We start from the raw sequence: 17,907 nt of genomic DNA on the forward strand, positions 1-17,907 counted from the left end.
GAAAGCGCTTTACCTATGACCTTCCGCGAAGAATTTAGCCTCCTTCTCCGTGCCTGTTATCCGCTGCTGTATATCCCCACCCTCGAAGAAGAGCGGGTTGAAGGGGCGATCGCCCAATGTGCCGCGACCCTAGGACAGCGGACGGTCTACACCTGGGATTTTGTCGATGGCTACCAGGACAACCCCAATAACACCGGCTTTGGTAAACGGAATCCACTCCAAGCCCTCGAATTCATCGAAAAACTCCCCCCCAATATCGGTGGCATTTTTATCCTGCGAGATTTTCAGCGATTTCTCGAAGACATTGCGATCGCCCGGAAATTGCGCAACCTTGCCCGTCGCCTCAAGGCAGAACCGAAAAATATTGTGATTGTGGCCCCAGAGATAAAAATTCCGGCGGATCTGGCGGAGGTACTCACCATCGTGAAATTTCCCCTGCCCACCGCGAATGAAATCCGCACCGAAATTGAACGCCTCCTCCAGGGCGTCGGCCAAACCCCCGAAGCCCAACTCCTGAATGAATTAGTCCGGGCCGCCCAGGGACTTTCCCTGGAACGGATTCGCCGTGTGCTTACCCTCAGCCTGGCGAACCATGGCCAAATCCAAGCAGAAGACGTAGAACTTATCCTCGCTGAAAAGCGCCAGTCTATTCGCCAAACGCAAATTTTGGACTTCTATCCGGCCACGGAGCAAATTTCTGACATTGGCGGCCTCGATCGATTAAAAGAATGGCTATTACGTCGGGGGGGAGCTTTCAGTGAAAAAGCACGGGAATATGGTCTGCCCCACCCACGGGGACTGTTGCTCGTTGGCATTCAAGGCACAGGTAAATCCCTCACCGCTAAGGCGATCGCCCACCATTGGCATTTACCCCTGCTGCGCCTTGATGTAGGACGTCTCTTTGCGGGCTTAGTGGGTGAATCCGAATCCCGCACCCGGCAGATGATCCAGCTCGCAGAAGCCCTTGCCCCTTGCATCCTCTGGATTGATGAAATTGATAAGGCTTTTGCTGGGGCTGATGGGGGAGGCGATGGGGGAACAACCAGCCGTGTCTTTGGCACTTTCATCACCTGGTTGGCGGAAAAACAAAGCCCCGTTTTTGTGGTCGCTACGGCCAATAAAATTCACACCCTGCCCCCCGAAATGCTGCGAAAGGGTCGTTTTGATGAAATCTTTTTTGTGGGTTTACCCAGCCAGGCCGAACGGGAAGCAATTTTCAATGTCCATCTTTCCCGCCTGCGGCCCCATAACCTCAAAAACTACGATGTAAAGCGTTTGGCCTACGAGACACCTGATTTTTCTGGGGCTGAAATTGAACAAACCTTGATCGAGGCCATGCACCTGGGCTTTAGCCAAAATCGAGACTTCACCACCGACGACATTTTAGAAGCCGCGAGCCAAATCATTCCCCTGGCGCGCACCGCGAAAGAGCAAATCGAGTTTTTGCAACATTGGGCGACCTCTGGAAAGGCCCGCCTCGCCTCGCGACAACAAAATTTTTTGAACCCCTAAGACCCAGGGAGCGGTCAACTATAATGCTTTCTATGGGCCGTTCCTTTGATGTTGTTGGTGTCCCGATCAGAGAGCAGATTTTATGAATATTTCTAATCTTTTTCAATTTATTCTTGGTTTTATCCTTGGGGTATTTTTGTTGGCGGTAGGCAGTGTTGGGGCTGCTTATTATTTCTTTAACCGCATGGCCGCTGCCCCGCCTAAACCGGTGTTTTCTGAGACCGTCGCTGATCCCCCAGAAACCACCCCAACATCACCTCAATCCCAGGAGACCGAGCCTGAACCCACTGCCACCGCTGCCAATAATGATCCAGAGGCAACCGAGGCCGAAGCAGAGGAAGAGGAAGCCCCAGAACCAGAGGTGTCTGAAACATCGACGGATAGCTATAAAGCGACGGTCACTTGGTCGAGTGGCTTAAGTTTACGGGCAGAGCCTTCCCAAGACTCCGCTCGCTTGGGGGGTGTTGATTATAACGCCGAAGTGACAGTGCTCGGCATGAGCGACGATCAAGTGTGGCAGCAAATTCGCCTAGCGAACGGTACAGAAGCCTGGGTAAAAGCGGGCAATCTCCAAAAGGTTAATTAATTAGGCAAACAGGATATCTGACAAGCCTCCCTTAGTCGCCAGTTTAGGAGAAACGGCCTTTAAGGTAGATAAGGCGATCGCCGGACAAATTAGTCAAAAAGTAAAAAAAGAATCCGGATGCCTTCGTTATCTTAGTCAAGAATCATATCGTTTGATTGATATTAGATGGCAAGTGTTATTACGATTAATGAGTATAGAGTTTTTAACAAAATTTTCTGAGTGTGATGCTGTTTCAGTTCCAAAAAACACTCAATAAAGTTATATCCAAGCTCCTTAATTTAAAGGTGGAGTACCCTTGGTTGTTGTTAACTTTGATCGTCGTTAGCTACCTGGGTAATTACTTTAAACTAAGCTTATTTTTTGGTATTGACTTTTTATTTGGTTCTATTGCAGTTTGGATAATTTTATTTTTCTATGGGCCTTTTTGGGCGATCATCGCTGGGGCGATCGCCAGTCTGCATACATTTTTTATCTGGCACCATCCCTATGCCGTGGTGATTTTTGTCAGTGAAGTGCTTTTTGTGAGCTTTTTTTGGCAAAAAAAACGCCGCAATATCAATATTCCTTTCTATGACGCGATTTACTGGTTGACGATTGGTAGCATTCTAATTTTTAGCATTTATTTTTTAGTTTTAAAAATGGATGTCCAAGCCGTAACAACAGTTGCCCTAAAGCAATTTGTGAATGGAATTTTTAATGCTGAAATTGCTAGTTTAATTGTTAACTATCTACCTTTTTTACAGCGGGTAATTCCCCAACGCTACCGACGTGACAATTCACTCCAAAAGATTGCCTTTGATGTCCTCCTGGCCTTTGTGGTGTTTCCCATTTTGACGTTGATGATTTTAAATGCTCAAGAAAGATTTGAAGCGATCAAACAGGAAATTCATGATGTTTTAGTTACGTCTAGTCAATCCCTAACAACAGAATTAAAACTTTGGGAAGCCTCTTATCTAGAAGCAAGCCGATATGCCATTAATAGTATTGCCAAGGATGGTTTGCCAGTAGAGAGACTTGACAATGTTCTCAGAGGTCTCCAAAGAGTTTATCCGGAATTAGCTTATATCGAAGTGTTTGATGCGGCGAATAATTCAGTGCTTGCCCTTAATGATCGTTCTGATTTTGTGTTCCAGGAAGTGAATGGAGAAATAACCCAGTCGATTCAAACTTATCGCCAAAGTAGCCAGTTTTTACAAAACGGCATTGTTGCGACAATTCACAAAGACCAAGAACATTTACATATCGATTACCTCTTGCAAATTCCGGGTGATTTGGGTTCATTTTATCTTGATGTTGATGTTGATTTTTTAGCGGATTTTTTGCAACGAAAACTACAAGCGGTACGACAATATCCGCTCCGGGCGATCGCCACAACCCAAGCAAACGATTTAGTGATTGCAGATTCTGCCAAACAGATCGCTGCGGGGGAGCCCTGGGTTTGGTACGACGAACGGGACAACCAACCCTTACTTAGTGAAACGTCTATTTCCTTACCGGAGACTGTCATTGGTAAATCGGCGATCGCCCGCTGGCAAGAAGCCTTTGGAGTTATTGTTCAACCCCTAGAAGGAACGCGATTTCCGGCTCAGTTATGGCTGACCATGGGACTGGCGGAGGACATGGATGCCTTAGAACGTTACTACATTCGCAGTCTGGCGATCGTCCTGATTTTGCTGTTGTTGGCAGTGGTGACGGCGGAAAAAATGAGTCGTTGGCTGACAGCACCGCTGAATCAACTGAGTGCGATGACCGCCGATATTCAAGAGGAGCTGCAGCAGCAGGAACCGATTCTTCCTCTCAAGAGCTATATCAGTGAATTTAATCGTCTGAGCCAAAACTTTGAGGTGATGCTCAATACCCTACGACAACAATTCCAGGCGATCCAGGCGACAACCCTCAACCTCGAAGAACAGGTAGAAACAAGAACGAAAGCCCTCTCAGAAGAAGTACGACAGCGAGAACTGATTGAACAGCAATTACGGCAGAGTGAAGAACGCTACGAGTTGGCGATCGCCGCCACCAATGACGGTATCTGGGATTGGGATCTCCGTTCAGATCAGGTTTATCGCTCCCGGTCTTGGTTTCGTCTTCTGGGCTACAAAGAATCCAACCTACGGCCTCGGATTACAGGTCGCCAAATGTGGGCCGATCTCGTTCATCCCGATGATCTAGCTCAAGCCCAGGCCGCCATGACAAACCATCTCCAGGGATTGACCGCAAGTTATCAAAACGTCCATCGTCTACGCCATTGTGATGGCCAATACCGGTGGATTTTGAGTAAAGCGAAGTGCCTCAAAGATGAACAGGGCAACCCTTACCGCATTGTCGGCACAATCACCGACATTACAGACAAAGTGGAAGCCGAAATCCAACTGAAGCTTGCCAAGGAAGACGCAGAACAAGCCAACCGTGCCAAAAGCGAGTTTCTGGCAACCATGAGCCACGAGATCCGGACGCCGATGAATGCTGTGATTGGGATGGCGGAACTTCTCAGGGATACAAACCTCACGGCCCAACAACAGGAATTTATCGACATTATTCGTAATAGTGGTAGCAATCTCCTCGCGATCATTAACGATATTCTGGATTTTTCGAAAATTGAATCGGGAAAATTTGAGTTAGAGTTGCAGCCCTTTAACCTGCAAACCTGTTTAGAAAACTGTTTAGATTTGATGTCGACCCGGGCGATCGCTAAGCCCATTTACCTGAGCTATATCCTTGATCCCGATGTGCCCCACTACTTAATGGGAGATGTGACGCGCTTTCAACAGATCATGCTCAATCTCTTGGGCAATGCCGTCAAATTCACCAATCGTGGTGATGTTTCCCTCTGGGTACAAAAAGTCCCCACAGCGATGGGTGACGGGGATCAAGTCTGCCTGCGATTTGCGATTCTAGATACGGGGATCGGCATTCCGGCACAGCAGATGACCCGGTTGTTCCAACCCTTTAGCCAGGGGGATGCTTCCACTTCGCGCCGCTATGGTGGGACGGGGTTGGGTCTCGTAATTAGCAAGCGACTGGTGGAGTTGATGGGGGGGCAACTTTGGGTCGAAAGTGGTGGAATCATGGCTGGTCAATTTCCCCAGGAAATGTCCCCTGATCCGCCAAAAATCTTCCAATCCGTGGCGCGGCAAACGGTATTTTATACGCAAATTCCCTTTACCATTGCCCCGATTTCCGCAAAAGAAATCACCCTCCACGAACTCCCGCCCCAACTCCAGGAGAAAAACTTCCTGATCCTCCATCCGAGTCCTTTATTTGCCCGCAGCATTTCCCATTTATTGACAGCAACTGGAGCAGCGGTTTCCCATACAACCATGGCCTCCGGTGCCTTGGATATCTTGCATCAACGTCCCATTGATCTGTTGATGATGGAGATGAAAACGGATCTTGTTTCCGCAGATTTTTTCCGACAAATTAAGCAATCTAGTCAAAATCCTGACCTGGCAATTGTGGCGATCGCCCCGCCCCTAAGTACTGCCGAATCGACTCATTATCCAGCCATCTCCCAGCAGCTACAATTACGTCAGCCCATCAAGCAGGAAGCCCTCTACCATTGCCTATCCTTGGCGATCGCCGAGGCCCTACCTACAACGGCCATGGAGCCTGCCTCTCCCTTTGATGCGACCTTGGGGCAAGCCTACCCCCTCAAAATTCTGTTGGCGGAAGATAATATTGTGAACCAAAAAGTTGCCCTCAATATTTTGGCCCGCCTCGGCTATGGTGTAGAGGTGGCGACCAATGGCCTCGAAGTCCTGAGCCGTTTACAAAGCGATAACTATGATGTCATTTTGATGGATGTACAAATGCCTGCGATGGATGGCCTCGAAGCCACCAGACAAATTCGCCAGCGTGATGCCCGGTCGCCCCAGTCCCAGGGGAAGCGTCCCTGGATTATTGCTATGACCGCCAATGCGATGCAGGGCGATCGCCAAGTTTGTCTAGATGCGGGAATGGATGATTACCTGAGTAAACCGATTCAAGTAAAAAAGCTCCTCCATGCCCTGAAGGTCGCCTACCATTACCACCAGTCCCTCTCCACTACCCAGTCTTCTTCTGATTAAAGTCTATGGCCTCTTCATCCGCTGCCGACGAAGTCAATTTAGAACAACTAGCTGAAATGGTCAGCTATGACTTAGCAACATTACAAGACCTCGTTGAAACTTTTTTAGGAGATACTCCCCTACTGATTGCGGCGATGCAGACGGGTTACGAACAACACAATCAGGCGGAGCTTGTGCGCAATGCCCACACCCTCAAATCCAGTAGTCGGCTATTTCAGATGGAGCAATTTGCTTGCCAATGCCAGGCCCTAGAGGGGGCAGCCCATGCCCAAGATTGGACTCTCGTGGCAACTCTCTTACAGCAGCTAGGGCAAGACTATCAGGCGATCGCCGCTGCCCTAACCCTTAAACTCACCCAATTAATGACTTAGGTGGAGTCCTAGCACTAATTCAAAATAGCCTCGCAAGATAATCCAGCAGAATCGCTACAATTTCTGTTAGATCATCGTTTTGTGCAATGGAGAACTATGGCTTTTATTTTGACATTCCTTGGTAAAGGTGGGGTCGGTCGTTCCACTGTGGCGATCGCCGCCGCGAAAAAATATGCCCAAGCAGGTAAGCGGGTTTTACTCATCGGCCAAGATCCGAGCCCCGCCTGGGGGCTCGCCCTGGGGATGTCACCGAGCTTTAGTCCCGTTAACCTCGAAAATAATCTCGATGCCGTGCAGATCATGGCCACTGCTGCCCTCGAATCCGGCTGGGAGCAGGTCAAAGCATTAGAAGCAAAATATCTGCGATCGCCCACCCTGAAAAACGTTTATGGTCAGGAATTAGGAATTTTGCCGGGGATGGATAGCGCTGTAATCCTCAAGGAAATTTGGGACTACGACAAAAGTGGCCAGTACGATGTGATTATCTTTGATGGCGATGGCGACCTCAATACCCTACGACTGTTGGGAACTCCCGAAATTTTAAGCTGGTACATCCGCCGCTTCCGGGAAGTGTTCCAGGCCTCTGACCTAGGTCGTGCCGTTTCACCTTTTATTCAACCCGTGACCAGCGCCATTCTGAATGTGTCCTGGACGTTTGATAACTTTGCTGCTGAGCCTACCCAAGAGGCAAACCAAGTCCTTGATGAAGGCAAAAAAGCGATGGCTGATCCCAACCGTTTCGCCGCATACCTCGTCACCGATGCCAGTGCTGGGGCGATCGCCAAAGCGAAATATCTCTGGGGCAGTGCCCAACAGGTGAATGTGACTGTCGGTGGTGTCATCGTCAATCGTAGCGATGCAGATGTTGGCCCTGAATTTGAACCCCTGATAAATACCGCCCTACCCACAGTAGAGGCTGATCATTGGGAAGACCTCATTTCCCATCTACCTGACTTTAGCCAAGCGGCCCAGGCTCCTCGGCCCCTGATCATCGATACCGCTGCCCGTCAGGTGAAAGTATTCCTCCCCACCTTTGACAAAAAACAGGTTAAGCTCACCCAATATGGCCCCGAAATCACCATCGAAGCAGGGGATCAACGGCGTAATATTCTGCTGCCGCCTCCCCTCAAAGGTGCTCCTGTAAAGGGGGCAAAATTTCAAAATCAATATCTGGTTATTTCCCTGTAACTGCTTGGGAAAGAGTCCCTTGCAGGAAATTGCTGATAGCGAAAACAACCGCTCCAGAAACCATACTGGAGCAATCTTTTGGGAAGCACAAAATGAAAGAATGCCCAATAAATCAAGAAAAAACTTAAGAAAAAGTAAAAAATGTCTAAAATAGGGGACTTTTTCCGGAAAGCACGGCCAAATCAAGCCCGGAACCTATGAAGTTAGTCTGCGTTTCGTTACCATACATAAAATAAGCTTGAGGTCTTGATTGTAAAATTCTGGAGTGGTAAGCCCGCTACAGCCGAATGGTCACTGGGAAGACATCATTGCTGGCCTGAGTGACTGCACCATCGACTGATTGCACATCTTTGTTTTTCGTTGTCCATCGTCCTAGAGGGATCTGAATTGTGGGAAAAACGCTTTGGCGCGATCGCCTAGAGCCGGATCAAAGTCACGGTTCGGCATTGGGGGAGGGAATGGGAACTTCCTGCCAACGGCGTCAACTGTCCCCATCAACCTGGCAACAATGGCTCACCCAAAGAACCCCCGCACCATCTGGGGAAATTGTCAGCGAAATCACTAAAATTCCAGCGGTGGATAGTCTGGTGGTGCTCCGGGCCATTGAACAAATTCTGCCCAGTCCTCTCAATCACTTCTATTGGGAAAATCGCCAACAGCAACGGGCGAGCCTCAACTTTGGCACCCTAAGCGAATTAGTGCCCCAGGGAGAGGATCGTTTTCGCCAAGCCCAGCAATTTATCACCCATTGGCAACCGAGAATTCAGCGCAATATCAACGTTCCGATTCCCTACTTTTCCTGTGGGTTCACTTTTTTTAGTGCCCAAACCCCCGAAGCGCCTTTTCCGGCTGGCTTGGTCACCATTCCTAGACTGCAACTGGTGCAACACCAACAGGATTATTTTTTAGTGCTCAATGGCGATCGCCAACAGCGTACTCTTTTACGCCAAATCGCTCAACAATTGCGCCAGTTCCTCGCGACTCTGCCCCAGGAACTCGTCCCCTCCCTAGGGATTCGGGGCACTGTCTGCACCGCCTCAACGGGATTTACCCAGGCTGTCCGGCGAGCCCTCCGACTCATTGACCAAGGTAAACTCAGTAAAATCGTTCTGGCCCATGCCCTCGATGTCACGGCCAATCAAGCTTTTGATGTGGTGCATGCCCTGGATAATCTGCGCGATCGCCACCCGGACTGTTGTGTATTTTCGCTGCGAAATCAGCGGGGTGACACATTTATCGGTGCAAGTCCAGAACGTTTGTTAGCGGTACAACAGGGACAATTGGTGACCGATGCCCTCGCCGGATCTGCGCCCCGGGGGGAATCTTTGCTCACAGATCAGCGTCTTGCCAAAAGCCTACTCCACAGTGAAAAGGAACAACGGGAACACCAAGCCGTGGCAGATTTTCTACTAGGACAACTCCAGAGCCTTGGTCTCGATCCCCAGGCAGCTCCCCGTAAGCTCCTTAAACTTTCTAATATTCAGCACCTCTGGACACCGATTCATGCAATCCTACCGCCGCAAATTCATCCCCTAGAGGTAGTGGCCCATTTACATCCGACACCAGCGGTGGCCGGTGTCCCCAGGGCGATCGCCTGTGCGGAAATTCGCCAAGCAGAAACCTTTGACCGTACCCTTTATGCCGCTCCTATCGGTTGGCTCGATAGTCAGGGCAATAGTGAATTTATCGTGGCGATTCGGTCGGCCTTAATTCGGGGTAACCATGCGCGACTCTACGGTGGGGCCGGAATTGTCGCCGGTTCCCAGCCGGAACGGGAATATGCCGAAGTCCAGTTAAAATTGACCTCCCTTTTGGAAGCCCTGACCTGAACTTTCCCCCAGGAAAAGTTGCTAAGATCGCAGTGTAACGGAAAGTAAAGGCCGCTCCCATGAAGCGCATTGTGATCATCACCGGGTTTGAAGCGTTTAATGCCAGCTTGTATCGGGATGCTGCCCAAAAGGCGATCGCCCGTTGTCCCGACCTGGAGGTGTTGACCTTTAATGACCGGGATTTGGCTAGTCAACCAGAGGCCGTGGCCCAAGCTTTACAGGGGGCCGATGTTTTTTTCACCAGTCTGATTTTTGACTATGACCAGGTGATTTGGCTGCGGGAACGGGTCGAAAATATTCCGGTGCGCCTTGTGTTTGAGTCGGCCCTGGAGCTGATGGCCCTGACTCGGTTGGGCAAGTTTGTCATCGGCGAGCAACCCAAGGGGATGCCGAAGCCGATTAAATTTATCCTCAGCAAATTCACCAACAGCAAAGAAGAAGATAAGCTCGCTGGCTACCTAAGTTTCCTCAAGACCGGGCCGAAGCTGCTGAAATATATTCCCGCCAAAAAGGTTCAGGATCTGCGCAATTGGCTGATTATCTATGGCTATTGGAATGCGGGCGGAACGGACAATGTGGCGGCCATGTGTTGGGCGATCGCCGAAAATTATTTGGGTTTAGAAATCGGGGAATTGCCGGCTGTGGTAGAAACGCCAAATCTGGGCCTGCTTCATCCCGACCACGAAGGCTATTTTCTCAGTCCCCAAAAATATCTCGACTGGCATCGCCAAAGCTTCCCGGAACAAAAATTAAACCCCGTCGTTGCTGTCCTCCTCTACCGCAAGCACGTTGTCACAAAGCAACCCTACATTCCCCAACTGATCCGTAAATTTGAGGCCGACGGGTTGGTGCCCCTGCCGATTTTTATCAACGGTGTCGAGGCCCATGTGATCGTCCGGGATTGGCTGACCACTGACTACGAACAGCACCAACGCTTGCATGGTCAGGTGGCCATTAAATCCCTTAAAGCTGATGCAGTAAAGGTCGAGGGCATTGTTTCGACGATTGGGTTTCCCCTGGTGGGTGGCCCGGCCGGTTCCATGGAAGCAGGGCGGCAGGTGGAAGTGGCGAAAAGTATCTTGAGCGCGAAAAATATTCCCTACCTCGTTGCGGCTCCCTTGTTAATCCAAGACCTCCATTCCTGGACGAGACAAGGGATCGGTGGCCTCCAAAGTGTGGTGCTCTATGCCCTGCCAGAACTGGATGGGGCAATTGATACGATTCCCCTCGGTGGCCTCGTCGGGGAAGAAATTTACCTGATCCCCGAACGGGTGAAACGGCTCACAGGACGACTAAAAAATTGGATTCGCCTGAAAAATACCGCCCCAGGCGATCGCCAATTGGCCATTTTGCTCTATGGCTTTCCGCCGGGCTACGGGGCGACGGGCACAGCGGCGTTGTTAAATGTCCCAAAAAGTTTAGTGCATCTCCTCAAAGTGCTCCAGGCGGCGGGTTATGACGTGGGGAATTTTCCAGAAGATGGCGAAGAAATCATTCGCTTGGTGAAAGCGGCTGACGAAGCCTATCGCCTTGATCCTGCCTTGGCGCCCCAGCAGACCCTGGAAAATATCGATCTCAAAACCATGGATCGTTGGTTGGGCTATCTTCTGACCCAGAAAATTGAAAAACAGTGGCAGAGTTTAACGAATACGGGCCTGAAAACCTTTGGCGGCAAATGTCAGGTGGGGGGGATCCAGTTCGGGAAGGTGTGGATCGGCGTGCAGCCGCCCCTGGGCATTTCTGGCGATCCGATGCGGTTAATGTTTGAAAAAGACCTCACGCCCCATCCCCAATATGCCGCCTTTTATAAATGGCTTCAAAATGAGTTCCGCGCCGATGCCCTGATTCACTTCGGGATGCATGGCACGGTGGAATGGTTGCCTGGTTCACCCCTGGGGAATACCAGCTATTCTTGGTCGGATATTTTGTTGGGAAATCTGCCAAATTTATATATTTACGCGGCGAATAATCCTTCAGAGTCGATTTTGGCGAAGCGGCGCGGTTACGGCACCCTGATTTCCCACAATGTGCCCCCCTATGGTCGGGCCGGTTTATACAAAGAACTGTTGGTGCTGCGGGATCTGATTGGGGAATATCGCGAAGATCCAGAGAAAAATGACGCTCTCCGCCCCGACATTATCCAAAAAATTGTCGATCTCGGTCTGCCGGAAGATTGTCCGTTTACGGTGGGGCAAGAACAGGGGATCGCGTTTACGGTCGAAAATGCTTCCTTATTCAGTAAAAACGCCCTGCAAAATTATTTCGTCCACATTTATGAATACCTGCAAACCCTAGAGCAACGGCTCTTCTCTTCTGGTCTCCATGTCCTGGGAGAAAAACCTAGTCCCGAAATTATCCAAAGTTATCTTACGGCTTACTTTGGCGATCGCCTTTCGGAAAATGTCCTCGCTAAGGTCGCCCAGGGAGAGCAGGAAATTATTTGCGATCAACCAGATTTACTCACAGAGGCGCGGGAAATTGGCGATCGCCTGCTGCAAACGGACGAAGAAATAGTGAGTTTGCTCAAGGGTTTGAACGGCGAATATATCCCCCCTGCCCCTGGAGGCGATTTGCTGCGGGATGGGTTGGGGGTTTTGCCCACGGGACGGAATATCCATGCCCTCGATCCCTACCGGATGCCTTCCCCGGCGGCCTATGCTCGCGGTCGAGAAATTGGCAAAAAAATCATCCAGCAACACCTTGAAGAAACGGGCAATTATCCAGAGACGGTAGCGGTGATGCTCTGGGGTTTGGATGCGATTAAAACAAAGGGGGAATCTTTAGGCATTCTGCTGGAATTGGTGGGCGCAGAACCGATTAAGGAGGGCACGGGGCGCATTGTCCGTTATGGGTTGTTGCCCCTGGAGGTCGTCGGCCACCCCCGCATCGATATTTTGGCGAACCTATCGGGGATTTTCCGGGATAGCTTTGTCAACATCATTGAACTACTCGATGATCTATTCCACCGGGCCGCCACCATAGACGAAGATCCCGCGCAAAATTTTATCCGCAAACACAGTCTCGAACTTCAGGCCGAAGGGGTTGAAAATACCACCGCCCGCTTGTTTTCCAATCCTGCCGGAGATTTCGGCTCCCTGGTGAATGATCAAATCGTCGAAGGCAACTGGAACAACAGTGATGAACTGGCGAAAACCTGGGAAGGCCGCAACCAGTACAGCTATGGCCGCAATGATAAGGGTCAGGCACGCCCGGAGGTCTTGAAAAAATTACTCCAAACAGGCGATCGCCTTGTGCAAGAAATTGACTCGGTGGAATATGGCCTCACAGATATCCAGGAATACTACGCCAATACCGGGGGTCTGAAAAAAGCAGCGGAAAATGCCAGCGGCAAAACGGTTACGGCCAGCTTTGTAGAAAGTTTTTCAAAAGATACAACGCCCCGCAAATTGGAATCTGTATTGCGCACGGAATATCGCTCTAAGCTGCTCAACCCCAAATGGGCCGAGGCGATGGCGGATCAGGGTTCGGGTGGAGCCTACGAAATTTCCCAGCGAATGACAGCTTTAATCGGTTGGGGCGGTACAGTCGATTTCCAGGATCAATGGGTCTATGATCAAGCCGCAGAGACTTATGCCCTCGATGCCGCCATGGCGCAAAAATTGCGAGAGGCCAACCCCGAAGCTTTTCGTAATATTGTCGGGCGGATGCTGGAAGCCCATGGGCGCGGTTTCTGGGAAGCTTCCGATGAACAATTGCAAAAACTAAGTGATCTTTATGACCTTACGGACGATGTTTTAGAAGGAATTACAACTTAATTGAGACAAGATTCCAAAGATTTGTAAGAAGCTTAATCCCTTAAGATTTAGGGTGTTGATCATGGACATAGAAATTAGCACACGCTTTTTATGAATCATTCAGCTCCCCCAGTACCTACTTTTGATGCTTTGCTGGTTCCTACTGTTCAAGCTCTGCAAACATTAGGAGGCTCTGGCACCATTGAAGAAATTTATGAACAGGTCATCCAGTTATTAAATCTGCCAGATCAGATTCTTGAAATTATTCATGGAAACACATCCCAGAGTGAAGTCGAATATAGACTGGCATGGAGTCGGACTTATCTAAAAAAATATGGTCTTTTAGAAAATTCAGCACGGGGCGTTTGGTCTTTAACCTCAACGACGATCAACCCCGACGATCTCGATCCTAGGGAAGTTGTTAGGTTTGTTCGAGAAGTAGACAAGAAGAATAAAGCCTCGATAGATTTACCAAACCAATCAACTGAAACTACGGAAAATTTAGATGAAAGCACTTGGCATCAACAGCTTCACGAAATTCTTTTGTCATTAGACCCCGCCGCCTTCGAGCGATTAGCTCAACGGTTGCTGCGTGAGTCTGGTTTTATTCAGGTACAAGTTACAGGTAAATCAGGGGATGGGGGAATTGATGGGGTCGGCATTGCAAGAATTAATGGATTTCTGAGTTTTCATGTACTCTTTCAATGCAAGCGCTATCAAGGCTCAGTGACGGCAAGTCAAATCCGAGATTTCCGAGGCGCAATGCAAGGGAGAACTGATAAAGGCTTGATGATTACAACAGGAACTTTTACGCGAGACGCAATCAAAGAAGCAACTCGTGATGGTGCACCGCCCATTGATTTAATAGATGGTGAGCAGTTAGTTCAACGACTTAAAGAACTTGGCCTAGGGGTCAAAATCAATTTGATTGAGTCAGTCGATGTTGATGCCGAGTGGTTTACCAAGATTTGATTAGTTTGGTACATAAATTCTGAATCCCTCAAAAATATTTTTGAAGGGTGATCGCCCCATTTTGACCACCAAACCCAAAGCTAAAACAGAGAGCATTCTGGAGTGGAGTATTCTGGGCTTTCATGACGAAATTCAAGTCAAATTCTGATTGTTCTAAGCCTACACAGGGAAAAAGCCGTTGCTCCCGCAACATTAACAGCGAGAACGCAACCCCCAAAGCTCCCGATGCGCCGAGGGTATGACCCGTTGCCCCTTTACTACCACTGACAAAAGGACGGTGGGGAAATAGCGTTTCGATCATCGTTGCTTCGGCTTGATCATTTAAACGGGTACTGGTGCCGTGGGGGTGAATGTGATCTATATCTTCGGGTTCCAAGCCGGAACGCTCTAAACATTGGGCGATCGCCTTCATTGCGACCTGATAATTACCTTGGGGCGCGCTCATGTGGTGGGCATCACAGGTAAAGCTCCAGCCGAGGATTTCCCCGTAAATTTTGGCGTTTCGTTGCTGGGCCGATTCTAGGGTTTCGAGCAGAAAGATCGCCCCCCCTTCCCCTAAAACCAAGCCTTCCCGCCGCTGGTCAAAGGGAAAACAGCCCGTCGTCGCTAAAGCCCCCATTTTCTGGAACCCCGTAATGCTTAAAGGTGTGACGGGAGATTCCACTGCTCCGGCTAACACCTGTGGGTGATCGCCCCGTTGCAAAAGTTCAAAGCCCTGGGCGATCGCCCATAATCCGGTGGTACAAGCCCCCATCGGTGCTAAAACTGGCCCTTGGGAGCCAACTTGCTGGGCCGTGGCGATCGCCAATTGGTTGGGCAAATAAGTTAACCAATTCTCTAATCCCCTCTGATGTCCTTGTTGGTCGTCGTACCGCAGCTTTTCCCACTGCCCCTGAAAGCCCCGACTAGAGCCGATCACAATCCCGCAATGTTCTAAAGGCGGTTCTAAGCCAGCATCTACGAGGGTCGCCTCAACGAGCGATCGCCGGAGTGTTTCTAAATCTATAGGTTCTTTCCCCAACATCGCCACCGGAATAACGGGTAAATCCCGAAACGGTTGCCGCAATTGGATCGCGCTTTCTCCCCGTTGTAATTTTTGCCAAGCCTGGTGGCGATCGCCCAGGGCACAGCGTAAACCCAGGCCCGTTATCATTACCCGCACCATATCAATATCCCGTCACTAAGCATCAAAAATTTTGCGTCAGCCTGTCGATTTCTGGCGATCGCCGTTACCGTAGGATGTTGCAACCGATTATTCTCACCAAGGAAACTTACCACCGTGCCCAATCCTCCCCTGATCATTGTGCGCCACATCTTCCTGTTCGGACAAGCGGTTTCTTTGCCGGCCAATGCCTTTACCGGATTGGTGAATACTTTAATTTTGTTGCTGTTGGTGGCGACGGTCGTGGCACTGGTGACCCGCTGGTTGAGGATTCCCTACGTGATTGGTCTGGTGCTGGCAGGGTTGTTGATCCCCAAACAAATTCTCTCCGATGCCATTGGCTTGAATCCTGAGGTTATTCTCAATTTATTCTTGCCGATTCTAATTTTTGAGGCGGCGATCAATACCGATATCAGTCGTTTGCGGAGCACCATTAAACCGATTGCCCTTTTAGCGGGGCCTGGGGTGCTTTTGGCGGCGACAATCACCGCTTTTTTCCTGAAGGTCAGCTTAGATTTAGCTTGGCTAACGGCCTGTGCGGTGGGCGTTATTCTCACGATTACAGATACGGTGTCGGTGATTGCGGCGTTTCGGACGGTGCCAGTACCAGGGCGACTGGCGACCATTGTGGAAGGAGAAAGTTTGTTTAACGATGGGATTGCCCTTGTTCTGCTAAATATCGTGACCACCATTCATCTACAAGGCTCATTTAGCGTCGGGGAAGGGGTTGAACAAATTTTAATTGCCTTTGTGGGGGGTGGCTTGCTGGGCCTGGGTCTGGGTTATTTGTGCATTGGCTTGTTCCGGCAGTTGGATGACCCCCTCAGTAATATTTTGTTGACGGTGGCGGTTTCTCTGGGCACCTTTCAAATTGGTCAAGCCTTGGGGGTTTCTAGTGCGATCGCCGTGTTGATCGCGGGACTTTTGATCGGCAACGTGGCGCTGCGAGAATGCTCCGGCTCCGTAACAATTACGCTCCTGAATTTCTGGGAATATGCGGGATTTGGGGTGAATACCTTCATTTTTTTGTTTGTGGGGATTGAGGTCGCACCTTTATCGTTGTTACAGACAATTCCGGCAGCTTTACTGGCGGTGGTGGCCTATCAAGTGGGGCGAATTTGTTCGATTTATCCTCTGCTATCGGTGCTGAAATTTTTTGACCGCCCCTTGCCCCTCCGCTGGCAGCACGTACTCATTTTCGGTAATGTGAAAGGCTCTTTGTCCATGGCCCTCGCCCTCGGTTTGCCTTTAACCCTCCAAGGGCGATCGCAGGTGATTACCCTCGTGTTTAGTACCGTCCTAGTTTCCCTGATTGGTCAAGGTTTGAGCTTGCCTTGGTTCGTGAAAAAGCTCCAACTCGCCAAGCCTTCCCCCGTCCGCCAACATCTCGAAAATTTGCAACTTAATCTAATCGCCGCCAAATCTGCCCAGGAGGAACTGAAGGAACTGTTGCAGAGTGGCAGTTTGCCAAAATTCCTCTACGAAGAACTCTTTGCCAGCTACCAGGCCCGCATTGCCAACGCCGAGGAAGAGCTGCGGGGACTTTATAATCAGCGCCTCACCCAAAAACTGAGCCAGTTTGAAAACCAAGCTTATTTAGAAGGGTTGCGCCATCGCCTCTTTCTCGCGGAAAAAAGTGCCATCAACGAAGCGATTCTCAAGGGTTTAATCAGTGATGAGACGGCCCGGCCCTATTTACAGGAGTTGAACCAAAAAATTCTCGCCTTGCGGGATCCCTAAACGACACACAACCCCATAAAGTCCACCAACTGGTGTACCAGTTCTGGTTTGGTGACAGCGAGGATTGTCGAACCGCTCTCTAGGAGGGTGCTGCCATTGGGGATTTGTAATTCTTCGTGGGGGTGCGCTTGGTAGCCGATTACTAATGTCCCGGCAGGAAACCGATGATCCTGGGCCAGTTCTGCGACGCTCCGGCCAACAATGGCGCAATTTTCAGGAATCGAGAGCTTTAAAACTTCGATTTGTCCCTGTTCAAAATGCATCATCGCATCGACTTCGGGATATTCGATGGCATTGACCACGCGATTGAGGGCCAGTTCTGTGGTGCTGATAATGTGGGTTGCCCCCGCGAGTTTGTAGGGCTCGATAAAGTCGCGATCGCGCATCCGAACAATGATTTGCGGGACACCATAGTGTTTGCAGAGAGTCACCAAAGCGAGATTGAGGGCATCGTCCCGGAGCGTGGCAATGACGGCGTTGGCTTTGCGGATGCCAGCTTCGATGAGGACACTGGTTTTAACGGCACTTCCTTCAAAGGCCATGACACCAATTTTTTCGCGGGCATCCTGACAAGCGGCCGGATCGGTATCAATGATCGCAACGGTGTGGTTCATTCGTTGGAGGGTTTTGGCGAGATCTCGTCCCATCATCCCGGCACCACCGATTAAAACGTACATGGGGTTTCTCCTTGGTAACTGGAAAAAAGGCGATCGCCTTTTGCCTTG

General features: G+C 50.0%; 11 protein-coding genes. 9 read left to right on the plus strand and 2 right to left on the minus strand.

From position 1 onward, the window contains the following. Window positions 1-15 precede the first annotated feature (15 nt). The 8 genes from AWQ24_RS05070 (at window position 16) to AWQ24_RS05105 (ending at window position 14,280) form a co-directional block, all read left to right on the plus strand. Complete coding sequence (locus AWQ24_RS05070) at window positions 16-1,512, plus strand: AAA family ATPase (RefSeq protein WP_065716174.1); 1,497 nt, start codon at window positions 16-18, stop codon at window positions 1,510-1,512. An 82-nt stretch (window positions 1,513-1,594) separates the two neighbouring features. Continuing rightward, a complete protein-coding gene (locus AWQ24_RS05075) occupies window positions 1,595-2,098 on the plus strand; it encodes an SH3 domain-containing protein (RefSeq protein WP_065716175.1) in 504 nt (167 codons plus the stop codon). 284 nt (window positions 2,099-2,382) lie between these two features. Next, complete coding sequence (locus AWQ24_RS05080; RefSeq protein ID WP_198161513.1) at window positions 2,383-6,165, plus strand: response regulator; 3,783 nt, start codon at window positions 2,383-2,385, stop codon at window positions 6,163-6,165. A 5-nt stretch (window positions 6,166-6,170) separates the two neighbouring features. Next, window positions 6,171-6,536 (plus strand): Hpt domain-containing protein, encoded by a 366-nt coding sequence (locus AWQ24_RS05085; RefSeq protein WP_065716177.1) that lies wholly within the window; start codon window positions 6,171-6,173, stop codon window positions 6,534-6,536. A gap of 96 nt (window positions 6,537-6,632) precedes the next feature. After that, on the plus strand, window positions 6,633-7,724 hold the full coding sequence (locus tag AWQ24_RS05090) for an ArsA family ATPase (RefSeq protein ID WP_065716178.1): 1,092 nt from the start codon (window positions 6,633-6,635) through the stop codon (window positions 7,722-7,724). A gap of 389 nt (window positions 7,725-8,113) precedes the next feature. Next, entirely contained in the window at window positions 8,114-9,553 is a 1,440-nt protein-coding gene (locus AWQ24_RS05095; RefSeq protein WP_232318875.1) for an isochorismate synthase MenF, read from the plus strand. A 59-nt stretch (window positions 9,554-9,612) separates the two neighbouring features. Then, window positions 9,613-13,329 (plus strand): magnesium chelatase subunit H, encoded by a 3,717-nt coding sequence (gene bchH / locus AWQ24_RS05100; protein ID WP_065716179.1) that lies wholly within the window; start codon window positions 9,613-9,615, stop codon window positions 13,327-13,329. A gap of 90 nt (window positions 13,330-13,419) precedes the next feature. After that, window positions 13,420-14,280 (plus strand): restriction endonuclease, encoded by an 861-nt coding sequence (locus tag AWQ24_RS05105; RefSeq protein WP_065716180.1) that lies wholly within the window; start codon window positions 13,420-13,422, stop codon window positions 14,278-14,280. 28 nt (window positions 14,281-14,308) lie between these two features. Here the strand turns inward: AWQ24_RS05105 and AWQ24_RS05110 are convergent, their stop codons facing one another. Beyond that, window positions 14,309-15,442: a beta-ketoacyl-ACP synthase gene (locus AWQ24_RS05110; protein WP_065717311.1), complete on the minus strand. Its 1,134-nt coding sequence runs from the start codon at window positions 15,440-15,442 to the stop codon at window positions 14,309-14,311. A 117-nt stretch (window positions 15,443-15,559) separates the two neighbouring features. Here AWQ24_RS05110 and AWQ24_RS05115 point away from each other — a divergent pair, with 117 nt between their 5' ends. Continuing rightward, complete coding sequence (locus AWQ24_RS05115; RefSeq protein WP_012306630.1) at window positions 15,560-17,182, plus strand: sodium:proton antiporter; 1,623 nt, start codon at window positions 15,560-15,562, stop codon at window positions 17,180-17,182. Here AWQ24_RS05115 and AWQ24_RS05120 read toward each other — a convergent pair. After that, window positions 17,179-17,859: a TrkA family potassium uptake protein gene (locus AWQ24_RS05120; RefSeq protein WP_062433224.1), complete on the minus strand. Its 681-nt coding sequence runs from the start codon at window positions 17,857-17,859 to the stop codon at window positions 17,179-17,181. The genes AWQ24_RS05115 and AWQ24_RS05120 overlap by 4 nt on opposite strands. Between the last annotated feature and the right edge of the window lie 48 nt (window positions 17,860-17,907).

Source organism: Picosynechococcus sp. PCC 8807, from assembly GCF_001693295.1.
Taxonomy (GTDB): Bacteria; Cyanobacteriota; Cyanobacteriia; order Cyanobacteriales; family MRBY01; genus MRBY01.

Coding starts and splice junctions, on each gene's coding strand:
- AWQ24_RS05085 (WP_065716177.1), top strand. CDS start 6,171: ATGGCCTCTTCATCCGCTGCCGACGAAGTCAATTTAGAACAACTAGCT.
- AWQ24_RS05075 (WP_065716175.1), top strand. CDS start 1,595: ATGAATATTTCTAATCTTTTTCAATTTATTCTTGGTTTTATCCTTGGG.
- AWQ24_RS05070 (WP_065716174.1), top strand. CDS start 16: ATGACCTTCCGCGAAGAATTTAGCCTCCTTCTCCGTGCCTGTTATCCG.
- bchH (WP_065716179.1), top strand. CDS start 9,613: ATGAAGCGCATTGTGATCATCACCGGGTTTGAAGCGTTTAATGCCAGC.
- AWQ24_RS05120 (WP_062433224.1), bottom strand. CDS start 17,859: ATGTACGTTTTAATCGGTGGTGCCGGGATGATGGGACGAGATCTCGCC.
- AWQ24_RS05090 (WP_065716178.1), top strand. CDS start 6,633: ATGGCTTTTATTTTGACATTCCTTGGTAAAGGTGGGGTCGGTCGTTCC.
- AWQ24_RS05105 (WP_065716180.1), top strand. CDS start 13,420: ATGAATCATTCAGCTCCCCCAGTACCTACTTTTGATGCTTTGCTGGTT.